Here is a 17,004-nt window from a genome sequence, read left to right as displayed (position 1 = left end):
CTCTGGGGAAATAAGAAAACGCCCCGATCCATTGGATCGAGGGCGCTCTCGCTAGTTGCCTATGGAGCTTATTCTTTGGCGTCTTCCATTTTCTCAGGTGTCACCTCGGCCGCTGCCTTTTCCGCCTGCTTGCGATCGTCAAAAGCCTCGGTCATTTCCTTGTCCATCGCCTCGTCGATCTGTTCGGCGAAATCAGGGAAGTGATCGTCTTCTTCCTCATTGATGTGGTGACGATAACGATGATCGAGCTGCTTGAACTTCTGCAGCCAGCCTGGTGAGCCCATGTCCGTCGCTGCCAGATCGTTGAGCATCTCATCAATCTCATGGTGCTCTGCGACCGAGTGGCGCGTTTCATCGCTGACTTCAGGATCGGCGAGCATTTCGGAATAGACGGCCTGCTCTTCGGCTGCCGCGTGACTCTTCAATTCCTTGGTCAATTCGGTGAAAAGCTCGCGGCGCTCTTCCGTATCGCCGCTGGTTTCCGCGATTCTATCGAGCAGCTCGCGCTGACGGTCGTGGTCGGACTTCAAGCGGTTCAGAACGGTAGTTTCCTGTGACATAAATCTCCTCTTCTTTCATTTTACCAATGAATTTGCGGAGGAAATGTTCCGAGAATGTGCCACGCCCTAGATAGGATTGGCCGACGCATCAGTTCGATTTGCGAAGCTCGATCCTACCCATGACCCAACAAAAAAACCCACCCCTTGCTGGGGTGGGCTTTTTTGGCGCGCCAGGAAGGATTCGAACCTCCGACCGCCTGATTCGTAGTCAGGTACTCTATCCAGCTGAGCTACTGGCGCGCGTAGAGGGGCGGCACATAAGGGGGCTTCGCGCGCTTGGCAATCCCTTTAGCACCAATTCATGTCGCCTTTTTTGAAGAGTTGTGCCGCGAGAGCGATATCCAGCGGTGGTTTGTCCAAAGCCTCGATTTCACTCGATGTAAACCAGTCGACTTCGCCGCCTTCCAAGGCACAGGGCACCCCATCCCAATCGCCGATTGTGTAAAGCATTATGACAATCGGCTGACAGCCGGGTTCGAAAGGCTCCTCAGCAAAGCCGGAAGGCCGGCAATTATTCGCCGTCACTTCGACGCCCAGTTCTTCGTGCAACTCACGAATCAACGCATTTACTGGGGTCTCGCCCGGTTCGACCTTGCCTCCCGGAAATTCCCAAAGCCCGCCGTGATGCTTTTCGAGCGGACGTTTATGCATCAGGAACCTCCCGTCTTTTCTCGACAATGCGCCGGCAACTACGGGAATCCACTCAGTCAGCATGTCGGAATTTTTTCCATCTTTCTGGCCCGCATCAACACTTTTTTAACCGGCCTGGCTCATTTGGGGTGTCATCAGAAACGTAAGCAACGGGTGGAACCATGCTTTTGAAGACATTCCTTCGGGAACTCAAAAATAACGAAGCAGGGGCTACCGCAGTTGAATACGGCCTGATCGTGAGTCTGATCGTGATCGGAGTCATCGGGTCTTTGGAAGCTGTCGCTAACGAAAACACCGGGCTTTGGGCAACTGTCAGAACAAATGTGGAGGCGTCGTCAGATTAAGACTTTTGAAAGGCTGCGAGTTAGCAATTTTTCAATAGCTGCCGATTAAACCGCAATCTGTCCGAACCCAAACAGGGGTCGACACGGGTAACGAAGACTGAACCAGGAGACTACAAATGAAATTTTTCAACAAGCTTTTCGCTGACGAGCAGGGTGCAACCGCTATCGAGTATGGCCTGATTGCTGCTCTTATCGCTGTTGCTGCTATTACTGCTATGCAGAGCCTCGGCAACCAGCTCGACGAGACTTTCTCTGAAGTTGCTACCGAAATGGCAAACGAAGACGCATAAGTCTTAAGGCGATACGCCAAAGAGAAGCGGCGGGGATTTCCCCGCCGCTTTTTTTGTGCCTGCATTAGATTTGACGAGTGCGTTATTCGCCCGTCAGCGCTTTTATCGGGTGCGCACCACCAGCTTTACCTTTTGCCCGGGACGCACCCCTTCGCCTGAACCGAGGGCATTAAGCACCCGGAATCGCGCTTCTTGCGCATCGGAATAGGCCATCCGACGAGACAGCGATTGTACCGAATCGCTCCGGCCCACTGTCACCACATCAATCCGGCGCGGCACAACATTACTCGCCTCGCTCGCGCTAACCCGCCGCATCGAATTAAACATCGGTCCAAAAGTGTTGCCCCGCCCTGCAGGTGTGATCGCAGCAAAATGATAGGCGCGGTCATTGGCGAACTCATACGCGAAGATCGTCACATCGACCTGCGAATTGCCGTTGTTCACCCGCGCAGTGCCGTAAGCCGCACGAATGCCATTCACGGTTGTGCGTTCGATTCGTGATGGCGTAATCCGCTGCTGCTCATTGCCCAAGGCGGTAAACTGCTGGCGGACATAGGCATCAAGGTCGCCGGCATAGGGAGCCAAGGTCAGTTGAGCCTGCCCGCTTTGCCCGTTAATGCTCACCGCGCGCGTGCCATTCACCATGTAGAAGCCCTGGGGCGCGGTGAAGGACAAGCGCAGGTCAGGATGGATAAATTGCCGTCCCTCGATCACGCCCTGCGCGGGGTCATCTCCATAAATAAAGCCGTCGATCCGACTGAGGAAGGTGTCGCGATTCGTCACACCGCCGACTGTCCCCGCCTTTGACAGCGCGGCTTGCACCCGGCTTGCTGGGTCAGGGTGAGTGGAAGCCCAAGCTGGAACCTTCGCATCTCCGCGTCCTTGCAAACGCGCATCCAGCGAGTTTTGCGCCGCAAGGCTGGCCAGCACGGTCCCCATCGCGCGCGGATCGTACCCGGCGCGGCTAAGATATTCGATGCCGAGATCATCGGCCTGCAATTCCTGACTGCGCGAGAAGCTCAGTGTCAGCATCTGCGAGCCCTGTAAGAAGCCGCGGCTAAGCGTGTTGCCAAGCTGGCTGTCGCCCAGCAGAACGCCTGAAAGGATCGCGCCCAACCCGCCGAGCAGCGTGTTGCGCTGTGACCTCTGTTGGCGACGCTGTGAGTGACGCGCGGCAACGTGGCCAACTTCATGTCCGAGCACCGCGGCCAATTCGGCCTCGTTATTCATCAAGGTGACCAGCTGACGGGTCGTATAAATATAGCCGCCGGGCACCGCGAACGCGTTATTGACCGAGCTGTTGAGCGTGCTCACCGTAAAGCTCTCACGCGCATTGCCGAGACCTGAGTGCACGGCGATATTCTTGCCCACCTGCTCCACATAGGCGGCCCGTGGACCGGTCATCGCGCCACCAAATTCGGCGAGCAATTTGGGGTGAAACTCAGCTCCCTGCTGAGCCTCTGTTTGCGTAATCGGGGTTGAGGCAGACGGAATTTCACCGCCGCCAAGGCAACCAGAAAGGAGAAGTGCGAGGGGTGCTGAGCCTGCCAGGGCGATCCTATGGGTGACTTTCGACACGGTTCTATTCTCCTCAAATATGACGCAAGTTATGGTTTTGGCTGTCCTTTACCTAACCGCCCATCTGGAGGAATCGTTCCTCCCGCGTTCGGATGAGCGTCTCGCTCGGTAAGTCGATAAGCCCGTCCAATTCCTGGCCGATCGCTTTGGCAAGGTTCTTCGCGGTAGCGATCGGATCGCGATGCGCGCCGCCGACAGGCTCTTTGATGATGCGGTCGATGACACCGAGCCGCTTCAAGTGCTGCGCGGTGACCTTCATCGCCTGCGCTGCCTCAGGGGCCTTGTCCGCCGTGCGCCACAAGATCGACGCGCAGCCTTCGGGCGAGATCACAGAATATACCGCATGTTCGAGCATAAGGACCCGTTCCGCGCTAGCGAGAGCAACGGCACCGCCAGAACCACCCTCGCCTACAATCACCGCAACCATGGGCACGCGTAGCGCTAGGCAGGCCTCGGTCGAGCGAGCAATCGCTTCGGCCTGACCGCGTTCCTCCGCTTCAACGCCCGGGAATGCACCGGAGGTATCGACCAATGTCACCACTGGCAGTCCAAATCGGCTCGCCATCTCCATAAGGCGGATAGCCTTGCGATAGCCCTCTGGCTTGCCCATGCCGAAATTGTGCTTGATGCGCGTTTCGGTGTCGTGACCCTTCTCATGCCCGATCAGCATCACACGGCGACCATTCAGCCGCGCGAATCCGCCGATTATCGCCTGGTCATCTCCGTAATAGCGGTCGCCGCCGAGTGGGGTAAAATCCTCAAACGCGTGCTCGATATAGTCGCGCAGATGCGGTACGATTGGGATGCCGAGCGACTTGCGTCTTCTGCCACGGCGTTAGCGAAGCGTAGGTGCTGGCGAGCAGATCGGCGCTCTTGGTTTCAAGCCGCGCGAGTTCAGATGCAATATCGACGTCATCGCCTTCAGCTGCGCTGCGCAATTCCTTGATGCGCTCGTCCAGCTGGGCGACGGGTTTCTCGAATTCGAGGTAAGCGTTCATGCCTGTTCCGCTAGTCCGAGTTGCGGCGGGTGGCAAGCGGGTGGCGCGAATTGACTAGTTCCACCAGCCGTGCGGCGTCGACATGGGTGTATATCTGCGTGGTGGCGATATCGGCATGACCGAGCAGCGTTTGCAGGACGCGAAGGTCTGCCCCGCCCTCTAGCAGATGCGTGGCAAACGCGTGGCGCAGAACGTGCGGGCTGATCCCTGCCGGGTCGAGGTCGGCGCGCGCTGCCAGTGCCTTCAATATCTGGAAAAGTCGCACGCGCGACAGATGTTTACCGCCTCTCGAAGGGAATAAAAAACGCGGGTCGGACGGGCGCAATTCGAGCCAGCGGGCCAGCGCGTGCTGCGCTCTTTCGCTCACCGGAACCATGCGCGCCTGACCGCCTTTGCCCATCACCGTCAGCAGCGGCGCGTCGCGCGGGACTGCGCTGATGGGCAGCGAAACGAGCTCTGTCGCGCGCAGGCCCGACCCATAGAGCAGTTCGAGCAGCGCCAATTGCCGCACCGCATCCGGTTTTTCGCTTTCCGCCTCCAGCTCCGCGCGGGCGAACAATTGTTCGACCTGATCGTGCGAGAGCACCTTTGGCAAAGGGCGCCGCGTCTTGGGCTGCGGCAAGGCACCTGATGGATCATCATCGCGCCAGCCCTCATCCAGCGCGAAACCGAAGAACTGCCTGAGTGTCGAGGCTTTGCGCGCCACAGTCGCAGGAGCAAGGCTCGCCCATTCGCCCGCCAATTTGGCGACATCATCGCGCGCCGCTTTGGCGGGATCGCCGATCAATTCTTCAGTGTTCGCAAGATCGCGCCGATAGGCTGCCAAGGTATTGGCCGCCGCGCCGCGTTCGGCCGCGAGCATATCGAGAAAGGCGTCCGTCGCGGCTGACATCAGCGCCGCTCCCGATCAGCCGCGAGCGACCGCTTCCGCTGCGATCATCCGCGCTTCAGCATCAAGGCCTGCTGCGTTAAGCGCAGAGACGATATGATACAGGTGCAGTGGCGTCATCTGACCCCAGCTTTCTCCCTGCATGCCCAACCCAGCAAGGAACGACACGAGCGCCTGATTGCGATACTCACCCGCTTGGGTAATCATTTGTGTCCACTTGGTGCTGCGTGACAAATTCATGTCGAGATCGCTTGAGAAGCTGTCACGATCCGCGCTGCTGATCCGTCCCAGTCCCGCAAGTCCTGCAATAAGGAATTGCGATTTGCGGCTGTCTTCGCTGTCATCGTCGCTGATGAATTCGTCGAGATCTTCGGTCGAAGCGGGAACCCCGCGCTGCGCCTGCGACAAGGTAATCAACGCCCAACCCATGCTTCCAGCAGGCGCTACCTCGGCCCAGGCCAAAGCGTCGCGATCCAGGCCAGCCGTGAGCATAGAGGCGATCAAATCGCCCGATTCATCGGCGAAGGCAGCTTGAGCCGGCATGCGTGCGGCTGCGTAAGCTGTCAGAACATAGCCGCCATAGCCACCATCCGGACCCCAAATGTTTTGCATTGCCGCAAGCCGATCCGATGCTTCGCTTGCGACATATGCTTCGCGCAATTGCACGGCGGTGTCGGCGCCATCGCCCTCTAGCCCATCATCGGCGTATATCTGGCTGTAGAGATCGACTATCGCTGAGGATGACAGGATACCCTCAGCGCCTGCAATTTGCGCGAAAGCGGCGCGCTGATCGAGCGGAACCGCTGGCCCGGTCGCTGCAGACCGCGCGAAATAGGCGCCCGGATTTTCGAGCAGGCTTTCCGGGATCGGTTCACCGACTGCGTTGGCGAGCGAAAATCTCCACGGGTTCAATTCCTCTACCCCGTCCCATTCAATCTCGACCGCGCGCCGACCACTACCCGCAGCGCCAGCATAACGGCGCGCAAGCAAGATATCGATCGCGGGCGCAATTTCGCCATCAAGCGCCCGGTTGAGCTCACGATTGGCAATGGCTGACTCGCCCGCATAGGCGCTGCAAATCGCCTGCCACATGACCCATTGAGGGTCTTCGCGTTCGCCGCCTTTAAGCCGTACAACCGGACACGCGCCGACAAAATCGAACGAACCGACATAGGCATTGAGCGCCGCGTCGGTCAGCGCGTCGTTCCAATTGCCGGTGTCGACATCCTGAGCGAGCGCACGCGCGGCGGTAAACTCCCCGAGACGGTTGAGTAAAGCTATACGCAAGGCGGCGAATTCTGCCGGGTTCATACCATCAGGCGCTTCAAGCCGGCTTGCAGCTGCGCGGCGCAACAGAATGTGTCCCCAGCGCGAGACCAGGCGGCCCTTGGTCCCTTCGAGCGCGGCGCGCACTAGCGATGCGGGTTGCTTGGCGAGCGACGCTGTCGGCACGCCGCCCTCGTCCTCGCCCAGCAGTCCTACTTGCGTCATCCGGCGACGCGCCGCCGGCGGAATGTCGTAACTCGGCGAAAGACCCAGCAATTCGTCGAGATCGTCGGTCGACATCGCCTCAAGCTCTTCGACGCTGGGCAAGCGGCCAAGCTCACCGCTTGAGATGCTCGGGACCGGCGGCAAGTCAACGCTACCCCCTCCACCCGGCAATGGCGGCGGGGCTATCCCCCCACCTGGCGAAGATGATCCGGCCGAAGGCGCGCCCCCACCTGATGGCGGCGGTGGAGGCGGTGGCGGCGGAGGTGGAGGCGGCGCAGGATCGTCAAAGCCCGGCGGTAGCAGCGATTCCGGTGCATCCTGTGCGCCCGCATAGCTTGCTGCCATCGCACCCGTGATCACAGCAGCACCCATCGCAGCTGCTGCGACAGCTGGTTTTCCGCCGACCCACTTGATCCCAAAGCGTTCCATCATTGCCCTTCCGGCACCTCAATTTCCTGCTCGATAGGATGCAGCGGTTCTTCACCGCCATCAATCCAAGCGAGCGCGATCACAATAATTATCACCGCCAGCAAATACCATTGCCACCGACCACGCAAACCGCTTGAGCCAGCCGAATTATCCATAGGTCTGAGTGTGCCGGGTGAACGTGCCATGTTGCAAGCGCCCTACCCCATCTCTAGGCCTTGCCGCAATGACCGAAGACGGCGCTATAAACCACGGCGAATTGACGCCCACAATCTCGCGGGTCTCGCGCGAGCTCGACAAGCCAATTGCGCTTGTCGGATTGATGGGTGTGGGCAAGTCGACCGTCGGAAGACGGCTTGCCAATATGCTGGGACGCGGCTTTGTCGATGCGGATGATGCGATCGAAGAAGCCGCACAGCGCAAGGTCTCCGAAATCTTCGATGAATTTGGCGAAGACTATTTCCGCGCGGGCGAACGCCGGGTGATTGCCCGGCTCATTGACGAACATTCCGGCGTTATCGCGACCGGTGGCGGCGCGTTCATTGATGACGAGACGCGCGCGCTGATCCTCGACAAGGCGGTCGCCGTGTGGATCGATTGCGACATTGACACCCTCGTCGAGCGCACTTCGCGGCGGAATACGCGGCCCTTGCTGCGAACCGGCGATCCCAAGGACATTCTCAGCGGGCTGTATCAAGCGCGCCAACCGTTTTATTCGCAGGCCCAGATCCGGGTCGATAGCGTGGACGGCCCGCACGAAGACACTGCGCTCCGCATAATCGAGGCAATCGACAGATGGATGTGATCCCCGTTGAACTAGCTGGACGCAGCTATGATGTGACGATTGAAAGCGGCTGCATTCTTCATGACTTTGCCGTCAAAGCAGTTGAGTATTTTCAGCCGTATAACGAGCGCAAGGTTCCGTTCGTCGCTGACACCAATTCATACAGGCTGTTTCAGAATCCAATCGAGAAGAGCCTTTCTTCTGAAGGCTATGAAGCAGACTGGTTCGTGGTCGAACCAGGTGAAGGCGCGAAGTCGTGGGGCGTGCTGGAAAAGCTGACCGATTGGCTGCTCGCGCTTGGCGTGACCCGCAGCGATCATGTATTCGCGCTCGGCGGCGGCGTGGTTGGCGATCTCACCGGCTTTGCCTGCGCTGTGCTCAAGCGCGGATGTGGGTTTGTCCAAATCCCCACCACTTTGCTTGCACAAGTCGACAGTTCGGTCGGCGGAAAAACCGCAATCAATACGGGAGCAGGAAAGAACCTGATCGGGGCCTTTCACCAGCCTTCCGCTGTGCTGATTGACCCCCTAGTTCTCGACACATTGCCCGACCGCGAAATGCGCGCCGGCTATGCCGAGGTGCTCAAATACGGCCTGCTGGGCGATGCTGATTTCTTCGCTTGGCTGGAAGCAAACGGCGAAAAGGTCATCGCGCGAGAGCCCAAAGCGCTCACTTACGCAATCGCCACCAGTATTCGTGCAAAGGCGCGCATCGTCGCGGAGGACGAGCGCGAGCTTTCGGGTCGGCGCGCTCTGCTCAATCTTGGCCACACGTTCGGGCACGCGCTCGAGGCGGAAACCGGGTTTTCGCAAGACCTGCTGCACGGCGAAGGCGTCGCGCTCGGTATGGTGCTCGCGGCGCGCTATTCGGCACGGCGCGGGCATTTCGATAAAGCCGACGCGGATCGGGTCGCGCGGGCGATTGCGCAAGTCGGCCTGCGCTCGGAGATCACCTCGCTCGGATTGTCATGCGACGGAGCGCGGCTCGTCGATCACATGCGGCACGACAAAAAGATGGAAAGCGGAACGCTTCCCTTTCTGTTGCTCGATGGCATTGGCGGCGCGTTTATGGCGCGCGATGTCGATCTAAGCGATGTCGCCGCTTTCCTCGATGACGAACTGGCGCACCTCTGATCAGGCCAAGTGTTTGCTTGCGCGGCTCGGCAGTTTGGAAACCTTCTCAGGTAAGCCTTCAAGCGCTGCCTTGATCCGTTCCTGCTCGACCAACATAGCATCGTGCTCTGCAAACAAACGCTCAATGTCAGCGCGGCGGCTGAGCAATGTTGTCGCGATACCGGGGGCGAGACTTTCGCCATCGCCAATTTGCCCCAGAAGCGCGGCTATATCGCTAACGGTCGCTTCTTCGGGCGAGCGGAAATAGTGCCCTTTGGCATCGAAAAACCCTGTTCCTTGCTTCGCCATAACCAACCTCATAAAGCCTTCGCGATGATTCGCGATTGGGAGAACTGTTTCCAATTCGGATCGTATTATCCAGCAAATTCGGGAGATTGTCGCGAATCAACAAGAGCTCCGTCCGATATTGATACAGTCGAACGGCACTTGTTTTACGCGAGCCTAAGAAAATTTCCGGCGAAGCAAATATTCGTGAAATTGGTAAATCTTGCAACGTTTGCAAAACAAGCAAACGCGCAATTACTCGAGTTCGAGAATGACTGCATCAACTGCCAGGCTCTCGCCTTCAGCCGCGTTGATTGTGGCAATCGTGCCTTCCTTTTCAGCGCGCAGGATGTTCTCCATTTTCATCGCTTCGACCGTCGCCAGCGGCTGACCGGGCTGCACCTCTTCGCCTTCGCTAACGTGCAGTTTCACGAGCAGGCCGGGCATCGGACAGATCAGCATCTTCGATAGATCAGGCGGAACCTTCTCGATCATATGCTCTGCAAGCGGCGCTATGCCCGCAGGGAGCACCAGCGCTGCATGCGATGCGCCTTGCGTCGTCATCCGCCAGCGCACACCAATCCGCTCGACCTGAACGCCGATTTCGTATTCGCCGGTGACATTGGCGAGCGGCATGCCGCATTCCCAATCCCACGTGCCGCGCATAGTAACGCCATCGACCCGCGCACCGCCCTCTTCGAGCAGCACGTCATAGGTCTCCGAGCCGATCTTCACGATCCAATCCGAAGGCGGATGCGGCAAGGTTGCCATCTGCCCAGAGATTTGCTGCGCGCGGACGCGCTCGGTAAACTCCGCGCCCGCGAACAGAGCCGCTAGCTGGCGCATGAACGCTTCGTCCGCTGGCGCGCCGGTGAAGCCCTCGGGATATTCCTCTGCGATGAAGCCGGTGGTCAGCTCGCCCGAGCGGAACCTTTCGTGCTGCATGATCGCGCTGAGGAAATCGATATTGTGGCCGAGCCCCTCGATGCGAAAGCGATCGAGCGCCTCGATCTGTTTATCGACCGCCTCTTCGCGGGTCGGAGCCCAGGTGATCAGCTTGGCTATCATCGGGTCGTAGAAGATCGAGACCTCGCCGCCCTCGAACACGCCATCATCGACGCGCACACCATCGACACCGCGGCGGCCATTGGCCTCCCCATCATCGGTCCAGCCTTCGAGTGGCGGCTCATATTCGACCAGGCGACCGGTGCTGGGCAAAAATCCGCGATAGGGGTCTTCGGCATAGACGCGGTTCTCAATCGACCAGCCATCAATCCCGATATCGTCCTGCGTCATTTCGAGCTTTTCGCCCGCTGCAACGCGGATCATCTGTTCGACCAGATCTACGCCGGTGATCGCCTCGGTCACAGGGTGTTCGACCTGGAGCCGGGTGTTCATTTCGAGGAAGTAGAAGCTCTCGCCGGTCTTGTCCGCGCCGCTCACGATCAACTCGACCGTGCCCGCCGAATGATAGTCGACTGCGCGCGCCAGAGCGACGCATTGTTCGCCCATTGCTTTGCGCATTTTGTCGGTCACAAAAGGTGAAGGCGCTTCCTCGACTACCTTTTGGTGACGCCGCTGGATCGAGCATTCGCGCTCGTTCAAGTACAGGATATTGCCGTGCTTATCGCCGAGGATCTGAATCTCGATATGGCGCGGGTTCTCAATGAATTTTTCGATAAAGACGCGGTCGTCCCCGAATGAGTTGAGCCCCTCGCGCTTGGTCGCTTCGAAGCCCTCGCGCACGTCCGTTTCGGACCATGCGAGGCGCATGCCTTTGCCCCCACCGCCGGCAGAGGCCTTCATCATCACCGGATAACCGATGTCGTTTGAAATCTCGACCGCGTGATCAGTATCGCGGATTTCGCCGACAAAGCCGGGGACGACATTGACGCCTGCTTCGCGCGCGAGTTTCTTCGATTCAATCTTGTCGCCCATCGCCGCAATCGCTCCAGGAGGCGGGCCAATAAAGGCGATGTTTTCAGCTTCCAGCGCTTCGACAAAGCTCGCGCGTTCGGACAGGAAGCCATAACCGGGATGCACCGCCTCAGCGCCGGTTTCCTTGCACGCCGCGATAATCTTTTCCGGAATCAGGTAGCTTTCCGCCGCAGGCGCCGGGCCGATATGCACCGCCTCATCCGCCATCCGCACAAACGGCGCGCGCGCATCGGCATCCGAGTAAACCGCGACCGTCGCGATCCCCATGGCCCGCGCGGTCTTGATGACGCGGCAGGCGATTTCCCCGCGATTGGCAATCAGGATCTTGGAAAACAAATTGGGCCCCCGGGCGTGAACTAGAATGACAGGCGCTATGCCGTCTTGAAGCGCGCCAAGCAAGACGGCGCGGTGTTGTCCTAAGCAGGACTGTCTGCAAGCGAGCGCAATTCTTGTGTTCGCGCTTTGGTTAGGCTGGTCTTGCAAGTCGAGACGAGCAGCGGCTCCATCGAGCCACCGCGCGCGACATATCCCTCCACCCGGCAATGCGCATCGCGATATTTCAGCCAGGCGCGCTGCGAGGCAAGCAGACTTTCAAAATACCCCGGACGCTCGTCCCATTCTGGATTCCAGCCTTTGTCGCGCGATTTCATCACTGCCGAGGTGATCGTCCATTGCTCATTGAGCTCTTTATCGGCGGCAATGAAGTCGTTGAGCGCGCAGATATTCATCTCTGCCTGAATGCCTTGATCAGCCTTTTCCCAATCGCATGGCGGCACGTAATCGGCCTGGAACAGCAGGAGGAGAGCTTCTATCATGTCAGGTCCTTTCGCGCGGCGAATGCGCTGAGACTTGCTGCATAATGCGGCGCGCCCCGGCGGTCACCCTCATTTGCCAGAAGGGTCTGAGCCGCCACCGCAAGACGAGCGATATTGGCCTTGTTGAGCGTGCCGAGCGGCTCCACGTAGATGCCAATGGTGAACAGGATTGCTCCGGTTTCTGGCAGGCGGCGCAGGGTCTGGCGCTCTGAGCGGACGAACAGGGTTTCGCCTGCATTGTCCGGCGTGACATGCGCGAAGGCGACCGGTGCAGGCTTGTCGGCGGTCCAGCGCATATCTCCGGTCGGCGCGACAAACCAATTACAGCGGCCATAGATTTGGCCGGGCTGGAGCTTCGCCATAAAGTGATCGACGCCGCTCGCCAACTGCTCTTCATAGCCGGCAATCGGCGCATGCAGTGCACGCAAAGGCAGCCCCATTTTATCCGCTGGACGCCAATCGCTCGGCCATGCCACCGCCGTTCCGATCAGCCGGTAATGCTCCTCGCCATCAAGCTGGGTCAGCAAGCACATGTCCTCGTGATGCGCCATTGCCGACTCGATCAGGCCGCCTTTGAGGCCCAGCATGTCGGCCAGTTCTTCGCCCGGCCCTAAGGCCTTTGCGGTCAGCTGAGCGCCTTCTGGAAATTCTTCGAAGCCTTTGCGCCTCGCGGCGGTATCAGGATTTGGCTGGAGCCAGTCTCCTTCGGAGAGTTTGCTAAGGCCCATCTTAAGCTGCCCGCCGCCGCGTGCCTTGGGCAAAAGCTCATCGACGGAGAAACCGAGGGTCATTCTTGGGAGGCCCGCCACTCTTTCTCCAATTCAGGGGATTTTTGCCATTGCGATGACGCTAATCCCATGCGGTACATGTGTTTATGATCTGTCAAATGCTCTCCAATTCTGGAAAGATATCTGTCTGAACTAAATTTCGCGAGCGGTGAGGTTTCCCAGCAAACGAAATGCACAATTTCATGTTTAATCTCGCTACCTTCTGAGTTCCTGTAACCTGCGGAATGCCAAGTACGAGTCGACACCCAACTGAACCGAATTCTTCCCGTTAAGTCTTCCACTTGACCAATCAGCCATGGTCCGTTCTGTTTTTCTCCATTGATTTCAGGAACGACAAGAACTTCCTTATTATCTCTATCAATAGTCTTTCCGGTTCTAGGATCAAAGTGGAAGCCTAGAAGCACTACTCCGCTGCCTCGCTCACTTTGCGCGCCGGATTTAGACCTCTCGCAGGCTCCTCGCCTTGCAGCGCCGTCAGGCCCAGCTTCGAAAATAGAGCGCCGTCGCTATCATCGCCCGCATTAGGCGCGGTCAGCAGCTTGTCTCCGGTAAAGATCGAATTCGCGCCCGCGAGGAAGCACAGGGCCTGCGTCGCCTCGCTCATGCTTTCACGCCCGGCAGATAGTCGCACCATCGACATCGGCATCGTAATTCGCGCGACCGCAACCGTGCGCACAAACTCGATATCGTCGATTTTCGCGAGCGGCGTATCGGCCAGCATATCGCCCAGCGGCGTGCCCTTCACCGGCACCAGCGCATTGACCGGCACGCTTTCGGGATGCTCATCCAAAGTCGCGAGCGTATGGACAAAGCCAACGCGATCCTCACGCGTTTCGCCCATGCCGATAATCCCGCCAGAGCACACATTGATCCCCGCCGCGCGCACATTGCCGAGCGTGTCGAGCCGATTCTCAAACGTCCGCGTCGAGATCACGCGCTCATAATATTCCGGCGAAGAATCAATGTTGTGGTTGTAATAGTCGAGGCCCGCTTCGGCGAGCTGATCAGCCTGATCGGGAGTCAGCATGCCGAGCGTCATGCAAGTCTCCATCCCCATTTCGCGCACGCCCTTCACGATCTCGACGATCTTGGGCATGTCGCGTTCCTTGGGATTGCGCCACGCTGCGCCCATGCAGAAGCGCTGCGATCCGGCATCCTTGGCCTCAGCCGCGCGTTGCAATATCTCCTGCGGGTCCATCAGCTTGGTCGCCTTCACATCGGTGCTGTGATGCGCGGACTGGCTGCAATAGCTGCAATCCTCCTCGCACCCGCCGGTCTTGATGCTAAGCAGAGTGCACAGCTGGATTTGCTCGGGCGGATGGTTCTCGCGGTGAACGCTGGCTGAGCGAAACAACAGCTCGGTAAACGGCAGGTTGAAAAGGTCCGCGATCTCGTCACGGGTCCAATCATTGCGGGGGTTGGTCATCAATTTCCTCTAAGTATCAAGGACGGCAGGCTTTAAATCAGTTTTCTGCCGTGTCGACGGGCAAGTAGTCGCCGTCCCAATCGTAGATGTAGAAATTCCCGTTTTCCGGGTTCTTTTGAAGGTAGAACACGCCTGTCGCATCGCGCACGGGCCCTTGAGCCCGCCCGCACAAAACGATCAAGTTGTCGGTGTTGTGGTATGTTTCGTATCTACGACCCTTGTCGGTCTCAAGACTTCCGAAGTGCCAGGTCTCTTCTACGATAGCGTCTTTGTTGAAATCATCCGGTCGAGTTATCATGAAAGAACTCGCCACCCGCAGCGTGCCCTCAACTTTTATCCTCTTTTTGCGCTCTCGATCGAGATAACGCCCCACCGATTTTGCCGCTTCATGCGTGCAGGCCAAGGCTGGTTGGGTGGGCAGCGCGATGCATGCGGAAAGCAACAAATAAGAGGGTGCTGCAAACCTCACTCCGCTGCCTCGTCCAAGCCCTCACCCAAGGGCGGCATATTGTGGCCGAGCAGGGTCAGAATATCCGCTGCGCATTCGACCACGTTGGAGCCTGGACCGTAAATGCCCTGCACGCCCGCTTCGCGAAGGAAGTCATAGTCCTGCGGCGGAATCACGCCGCCTGCAGTGACTTTGATATCCGCACGGCCTGCCTCCTTTAGCAAGCGGATCAGCTCGGGGATCAGCGTCTTGTGACCTGCCGCAAGCGAGCTGGCGCCAACCACATCGACATCGTGCTCCAGCGCCATTGCGCACGCCTCTGGTGGTGTCTGGAACAGCGGGCCGGAGACGACTTCAAAACCCATGTCTGAAAAGGCGCTGGCGATGACATTCGCGCCGCGATCGTGCCCGTCCTGCCCCATCTTGGCGACCATGATCCGCGGTTTGCGGCCCAGGCGGCGCTCGACCGCTGCGACGCCGTCGGTCACCTGCGCCCAGCGTTGATCGAACTCGTAAGCGGTTTTGTAGACGCCGGTCACAGGCATTGGCGTCGCATCGTGGCGGCCAAAAACCTCTTCCATCGCGGCAGAGATTTCGCCCAAGGTCGCATCGTGCCGTGCGGCTTCGACGGCGAGTTCGAGCACATTGCCGCCTGATTTGCAGCCTCCGGTGAGCGCCTTGAGCGCCGCCTGACACGCGGCCTCATCGCGGCCAGCGCGCACCTGTTTCAAGCGCTCGATCTGGCCTTTGCGCACCTTCGCATTGTCGATGTCGAGCGTTTCAATCGGGTCTTCCTTGTCCTTGCGGTACTTGTTGACCCCGACGATCACCGTCTCGCCTTTGTCGACGCTCGTCTGCTTTTCCGCCGCCGCGCGTTCAATCGCAGCCTTGGGCGCGCCGGTGTCGACATAGGCGGTCATACCGCCCGCCGCATCGACCTCTGCAATCAGCTTTTCGGCTTCCTCGACCAAGGTCGCAGTCAGCGCCTCAATGTAATGCGAGCCGCCCAGCGGATCGACGACCTGCGTGATCCCGCTTTCCTCTTGCAGCACCAATTGCGTGTTGCGCGCGATGCGGGCGGAGAAATCGGTCGGCAGCGCAATCGCTTCGTCGAGCGCGTTGGTATGGAGGCTCTGTGTCCCGCCCAGTGTGGCCGCCATTGCCTCAATCGTGGTGCGGATGACGTTGTTGTACGGGTCCTGCTCTTGCAGGCTCACACCGGAGGTCTGGCAATGCGTGCGCAGCATTTTGGAGCGGTCTTTCTGTGCGCCCAGCCCGTCCATGACGCGGTACCAGAGCGTGCGCGCTGCGCGCAGCTTGGCAATCTCCATAAAGAAGTTCATGCCGATGCCGAAGAAGAAGCTGAGGCGACCCGCAAACGCATCAATGTCCAGCCCAGCTTCCATCGCCCGCACGACATATTCCTTGCCGTCGGCGATGGTGAAGGCGAGCTCTTGCACCGCCGTCGCCCCGGCCTCGTGCATGTGATAGCCCGAAATCGATATGCTGTTGAAGCGCGGCATGTTCGCGCTGGTGTAGCCGATAATATCCGACACAATCCGCATGCTCGGCTCGGGCGGATAGATATAGGTGTTGCGGACCATGAACTCCTTGAGAATGTCGTTCTGGATCGTGCCCGAAAGCTGATCCTGGTTCACGCCAGACCTTTCTACCGCGACGATATAGAACGCCATCACCGGGATCACCGCGCCGTTCATCGTCATGCTCACGCTCATCGTGTCGAGCGGGATCTGATCGAACAGGATTTCCATGTCGGCAACTGTGTCGATCGCAACGCCCGCTTTGCCAACATCGCCGACGACGCGCTCGTGATCGCTGTCATAGCCGCGGTGGGTGGCCAGATCGAAAGCAACGCTCAGGCCCTTTTGCCCCGCCGCGAGATTGCGACGATAGAATGCGTTCGATTCCTCGGCAGTAGAAAAGCCTGCATATTGCCGGATCGTCCACGGGCGCCCGGCATACATGCTCGCCTTCACCCCGCGCGTGAACGGCGCAAAGCCGGGAAGACCGGGATCGAAATCCGCGTGATCCTCACCGGTGTAGAGCGGCTTTACAGTAAAGCCTTCAGGCGTCTGCGTGGTCAAATCGCGGCCTTTGGACTCCTTGTCCGCCAGCGCTTTCCAGTCCTCGGGGGTCGGTGTGTTGGTCATGGCGCGCGCT

Annotated in this window: 17 protein-coding genes, 1 tRNA gene and 1 pseudogene; 4 read left to right on the top strand and 15 right to left on the bottom strand. The window is 59.0% G+C overall.

Annotated elements, in window-relative coordinates; all coding sequences use genetic code 11:
- Nucleotides 1-68: 68 nt before the first annotated feature.
- The 3 genes from ACZ1GU_RS06225 to ACZ1GU_RS06215 all read right to left on the bottom strand — a co-directional run bounded on the left by ACZ1GU_RS06225 (nt 69) and on the right by ACZ1GU_RS06215 (nt 1,274).
- Nucleotides 69-560, bottom strand: a complete 492-nt coding sequence (locus ACZ1GU_RS06225) for a hemerythrin domain-containing protein (RefSeq protein ID WP_472647194.1) — start codon at nt 558-560, stop codon at nt 69-71.
- 163 nt (nt 561-723) lie between these two features.
- Nucleotides 724-800: transfer RNA gene (locus tag ACZ1GU_RS06220), tRNA-Arg, on the bottom strand.
- Between the two features lie 48 nt (nt 801-848).
- Entirely contained in the window at nt 849-1,274 is a 426-nt protein-coding gene (locus tag ACZ1GU_RS06215) for a (deoxy)nucleoside triphosphate pyrophosphohydrolase (RefSeq protein ID WP_472647193.1), read from the bottom strand.
- A gap of 98 nt (nt 1,275-1,372) precedes the next feature.
- Between ACZ1GU_RS06215 and ACZ1GU_RS06210 the strand changes: the two genes are divergently transcribed.
- Both ACZ1GU_RS06210 and ACZ1GU_RS06205 read left to right on the top strand, forming a co-directional pair.
- A complete protein-coding gene (locus tag ACZ1GU_RS06210) occupies nt 1,373-1,555 on the top strand; it encodes a Flp family type IVb pilin (RefSeq protein ID WP_472647192.1) in 183 nt (60 codons plus the stop codon).
- Nucleotides 1,556-1,671: 116 nt separating this feature from the next.
- Nucleotides 1,672-1,845 carry a Flp family type IVb pilin gene (locus tag ACZ1GU_RS06205; protein WP_472647191.1) on the top strand — a complete coding sequence of 58 codons (174 nt, stop codon included), beginning with the start codon at nt 1,672-1,674 and terminating at the stop codon, nt 1,843-1,845.
- A gap of 102 nt (nt 1,846-1,947) precedes the next feature.
- On the opposite strand, the gene ACZ1GU_RS06200 is transcribed toward ACZ1GU_RS06205, so the two are convergent.
- The 5 genes and pseudogenes from ACZ1GU_RS06200 to ACZ1GU_RS06180 all read right to left on the bottom strand — a co-directional run bounded on the left by ACZ1GU_RS06200 (nt 1,948) and on the right by ACZ1GU_RS06180 (nt 7,415).
- Nucleotides 1,948-3,423, bottom strand: coding sequence for a M48 family metalloprotease (locus ACZ1GU_RS06200; RefSeq protein ID WP_472647190.1), 1,476 nt, complete (start codon nt 3,421-3,423; stop codon nt 1,948-1,950).
- Between the two features lie 52 nt (nt 3,424-3,475).
- A pseudogene (locus tag ACZ1GU_RS06195) lies at nt 3,476-4,421 on the bottom strand (acetyl-CoA carboxylase carboxyltransferase subunit alpha).
- Between the two features lie 10 nt (nt 4,422-4,431).
- On the bottom strand, nt 4,432-5,313 hold the full coding sequence (locus tag ACZ1GU_RS06190) for a tyrosine recombinase (protein ID WP_472647189.1): 882 nt from the start codon (nt 5,311-5,313) through the stop codon (nt 4,432-4,434).
- Nucleotides 5,314-5,328: 15 nt separating this feature from the next.
- Nucleotides 5,329-7,233: a hypothetical protein gene (locus ACZ1GU_RS06185; RefSeq protein WP_472647188.1), complete on the bottom strand. Its 1,905-nt coding sequence runs from the start codon at nt 7,231-7,233 to the stop codon at nt 5,329-5,331.
- The gene (locus tag ACZ1GU_RS06180) at nt 7,230-7,415 is read right to left on the bottom strand and encodes a hypothetical protein (RefSeq protein ID WP_472647187.1); all 186 of its coding nucleotides are present in this window, start codon (nt 7,413-7,415) and stop codon (nt 7,230-7,232) included. Before ACZ1GU_RS06180 ends, ACZ1GU_RS06185 begins: the two co-directional genes overlap by 4 nt.
- A gap of 38 nt (nt 7,416-7,453) precedes the next feature.
- Here ACZ1GU_RS06180 and ACZ1GU_RS06175 point away from each other — a divergent pair, with 38 nt between their 5' ends.
- Nucleotides 7,454-8,032, top strand: coding sequence for a shikimate kinase (locus ACZ1GU_RS06175; protein WP_472647186.1), 579 nt, complete (start codon nt 7,454-7,456; stop codon nt 8,030-8,032).
- Nucleotides 8,023-9,144, top strand: a complete 1,122-nt coding sequence (gene aroB / locus ACZ1GU_RS06170) for a 3-dehydroquinate synthase (RefSeq protein ID WP_472647185.1) — start codon at nt 8,023-8,025, stop codon at nt 9,142-9,144. Before ACZ1GU_RS06175 ends, aroB begins: the two co-directional genes overlap by 10 nt.
- Here aroB and ACZ1GU_RS06165 read toward each other — a convergent pair whose 3' ends face one another.
- The 7 genes from ACZ1GU_RS06165 to scpA all read right to left on the bottom strand — a co-directional run bounded on the left by ACZ1GU_RS06165 (nt 9,145) and on the right by scpA (nt 16,994).
- Complete coding sequence (locus ACZ1GU_RS06165) at nt 9,145-9,432, bottom strand: hypothetical protein (RefSeq protein ID WP_472647184.1); 288 nt, start codon at nt 9,430-9,432, stop codon at nt 9,145-9,147.
- 231 nt (nt 9,433-9,663) lie between these two features.
- On the bottom strand, nt 9,664-11,682 hold the full coding sequence (locus ACZ1GU_RS06160) for an ATP-binding protein (RefSeq protein WP_472647183.1): 2,019 nt from the start codon (nt 11,680-11,682) through the stop codon (nt 9,664-9,666).
- An 80-nt stretch (nt 11,683-11,762) separates the two neighbouring features.
- Nucleotides 11,763-12,161 (bottom strand): lysozyme inhibitor LprI family protein, encoded by a 399-nt coding sequence (locus ACZ1GU_RS06155; RefSeq protein ID WP_472647182.1) that lies wholly within the window; start codon nt 12,159-12,161, stop codon nt 11,763-11,765.
- Nucleotides 12,158-12,952 (bottom strand): heme-dependent oxidative N-demethylase family protein, encoded by a 795-nt coding sequence (locus tag ACZ1GU_RS06150; protein ID WP_472647181.1) that lies wholly within the window; start codon nt 12,950-12,952, stop codon nt 12,158-12,160. The genes ACZ1GU_RS06155 and ACZ1GU_RS06150 overlap by 4 nt, the downstream gene beginning before the upstream one ends.
- 400 nt (nt 12,953-13,352) lie before the next feature.
- On the bottom strand, nt 13,353-14,375 hold the full coding sequence (bioB, locus tag ACZ1GU_RS06145; RefSeq protein ID WP_472647180.1) for a biotin synthase BioB: 1,023 nt from the start codon (nt 14,373-14,375) through the stop codon (nt 13,353-13,355).
- A gap of 37 nt (nt 14,376-14,412) precedes the next feature.
- Entirely contained in the window at nt 14,413-14,673 is a 261-nt protein-coding gene (locus ACZ1GU_RS06140; protein ID WP_472647179.1) for a hypothetical protein, read from the bottom strand.
- Nucleotides 14,674-14,840: 167 nt separating this feature from the next.
- The gene (gene scpA / locus ACZ1GU_RS06135) at nt 14,841-16,994 is read right to left on the bottom strand and encodes a methylmalonyl-CoA mutase (protein WP_472647178.1); all 2,154 of its coding nucleotides are present in this window, start codon (nt 16,992-16,994) and stop codon (nt 14,841-14,843) included.
- Nucleotides 16,995-17,004 lie beyond the last annotated feature (10 nt).

Source organism: Erythrobacter sp. HA7-11 (genome assembly GCF_055693605.1).
This window is presented reverse-complemented; position numbering and strand designations above follow the sequence as displayed.

Excerpts from the sequence above, each read along its gene's own strand:
- ACZ1GU_RS06180 (WP_472647187.1), bottom strand. The coding sequence starts at position 7,415 with ATGGCACGTTCACCCGGCACACTCAGACCTATGGATAATTCGGCTGGC.
- ACZ1GU_RS06175 (WP_472647186.1), top strand. The coding sequence starts at position 7,454 with ATGACCGAAGACGGCGCTATAAACCACGGCGAATTGACGCCCACAATC.
- ACZ1GU_RS06140 (WP_472647179.1), bottom strand. The coding sequence starts at position 14,673 with ATGATAACTCGACCGGATGATTTCAACAAAGACGCTATCGTAGAAGAG.
- scpA (WP_472647178.1), bottom strand. The coding sequence starts at position 16,994 with ATGACCAACACACCGACCCCCGAGGACTGGAAAGCGCTGGCGGACAAG.
- ACZ1GU_RS06205 (WP_472647191.1), top strand. The coding sequence starts at position 1,672 with ATGAAATTTTTCAACAAGCTTTTCGCTGACGAGCAGGGTGCAACCGCT.
- ACZ1GU_RS06215 (WP_472647193.1), bottom strand. The coding sequence starts at position 1,274 with ATGCTGACTGAGTGGATTCCCGTAGTTGCCGGCGCATTGTCGAGAAAA.
- ACZ1GU_RS06190 (WP_472647189.1), bottom strand. The coding sequence starts at position 5,313 with ATGTCAGCCGCGACGGACGCCTTTCTCGATATGCTCGCGGCCGAACGC.
- ACZ1GU_RS06225 (WP_472647194.1), bottom strand. The coding sequence starts at position 560 with ATGTCACAGGAAACTACCGTTCTGAACCGCTTGAAGTCCGACCACGAC.
- ACZ1GU_RS06185 (WP_472647188.1), bottom strand. The coding sequence starts at position 7,233 with ATGATGGAACGCTTTGGGATCAAGTGGGTCGGCGGAAAACCAGCTGTC.
- ACZ1GU_RS06150 (WP_472647181.1), bottom strand. The coding sequence starts at position 12,952 with ATGACCCTCGGTTTCTCCGTCGATGAGCTTTTGCCCAAGGCACGCGGC.
- ACZ1GU_RS06210 (WP_472647192.1), top strand. The coding sequence starts at position 1,373 with ATGCTTTTGAAGACATTCCTTCGGGAACTCAAAAATAACGAAGCAGGG.
- bioB (WP_472647180.1), bottom strand. The coding sequence starts at position 14,375 with ATGACCAACCCCCGCAATGATTGGACCCGTGACGAGATCGCGGACCTT.
- ACZ1GU_RS06165 (WP_472647184.1), bottom strand. The coding sequence starts at position 9,432 with ATGGCGAAGCAAGGAACAGGGTTTTTCGATGCCAAAGGGCACTATTTC.
- ACZ1GU_RS06155 (WP_472647182.1), bottom strand. The coding sequence starts at position 12,161 with ATGATAGAAGCTCTCCTCCTGCTGTTCCAGGCCGATTACGTGCCGCCA.
- aroB (WP_472647185.1), top strand. The coding sequence starts at position 8,023 with ATGGATGTGATCCCCGTTGAACTAGCTGGACGCAGCTATGATGTGACG.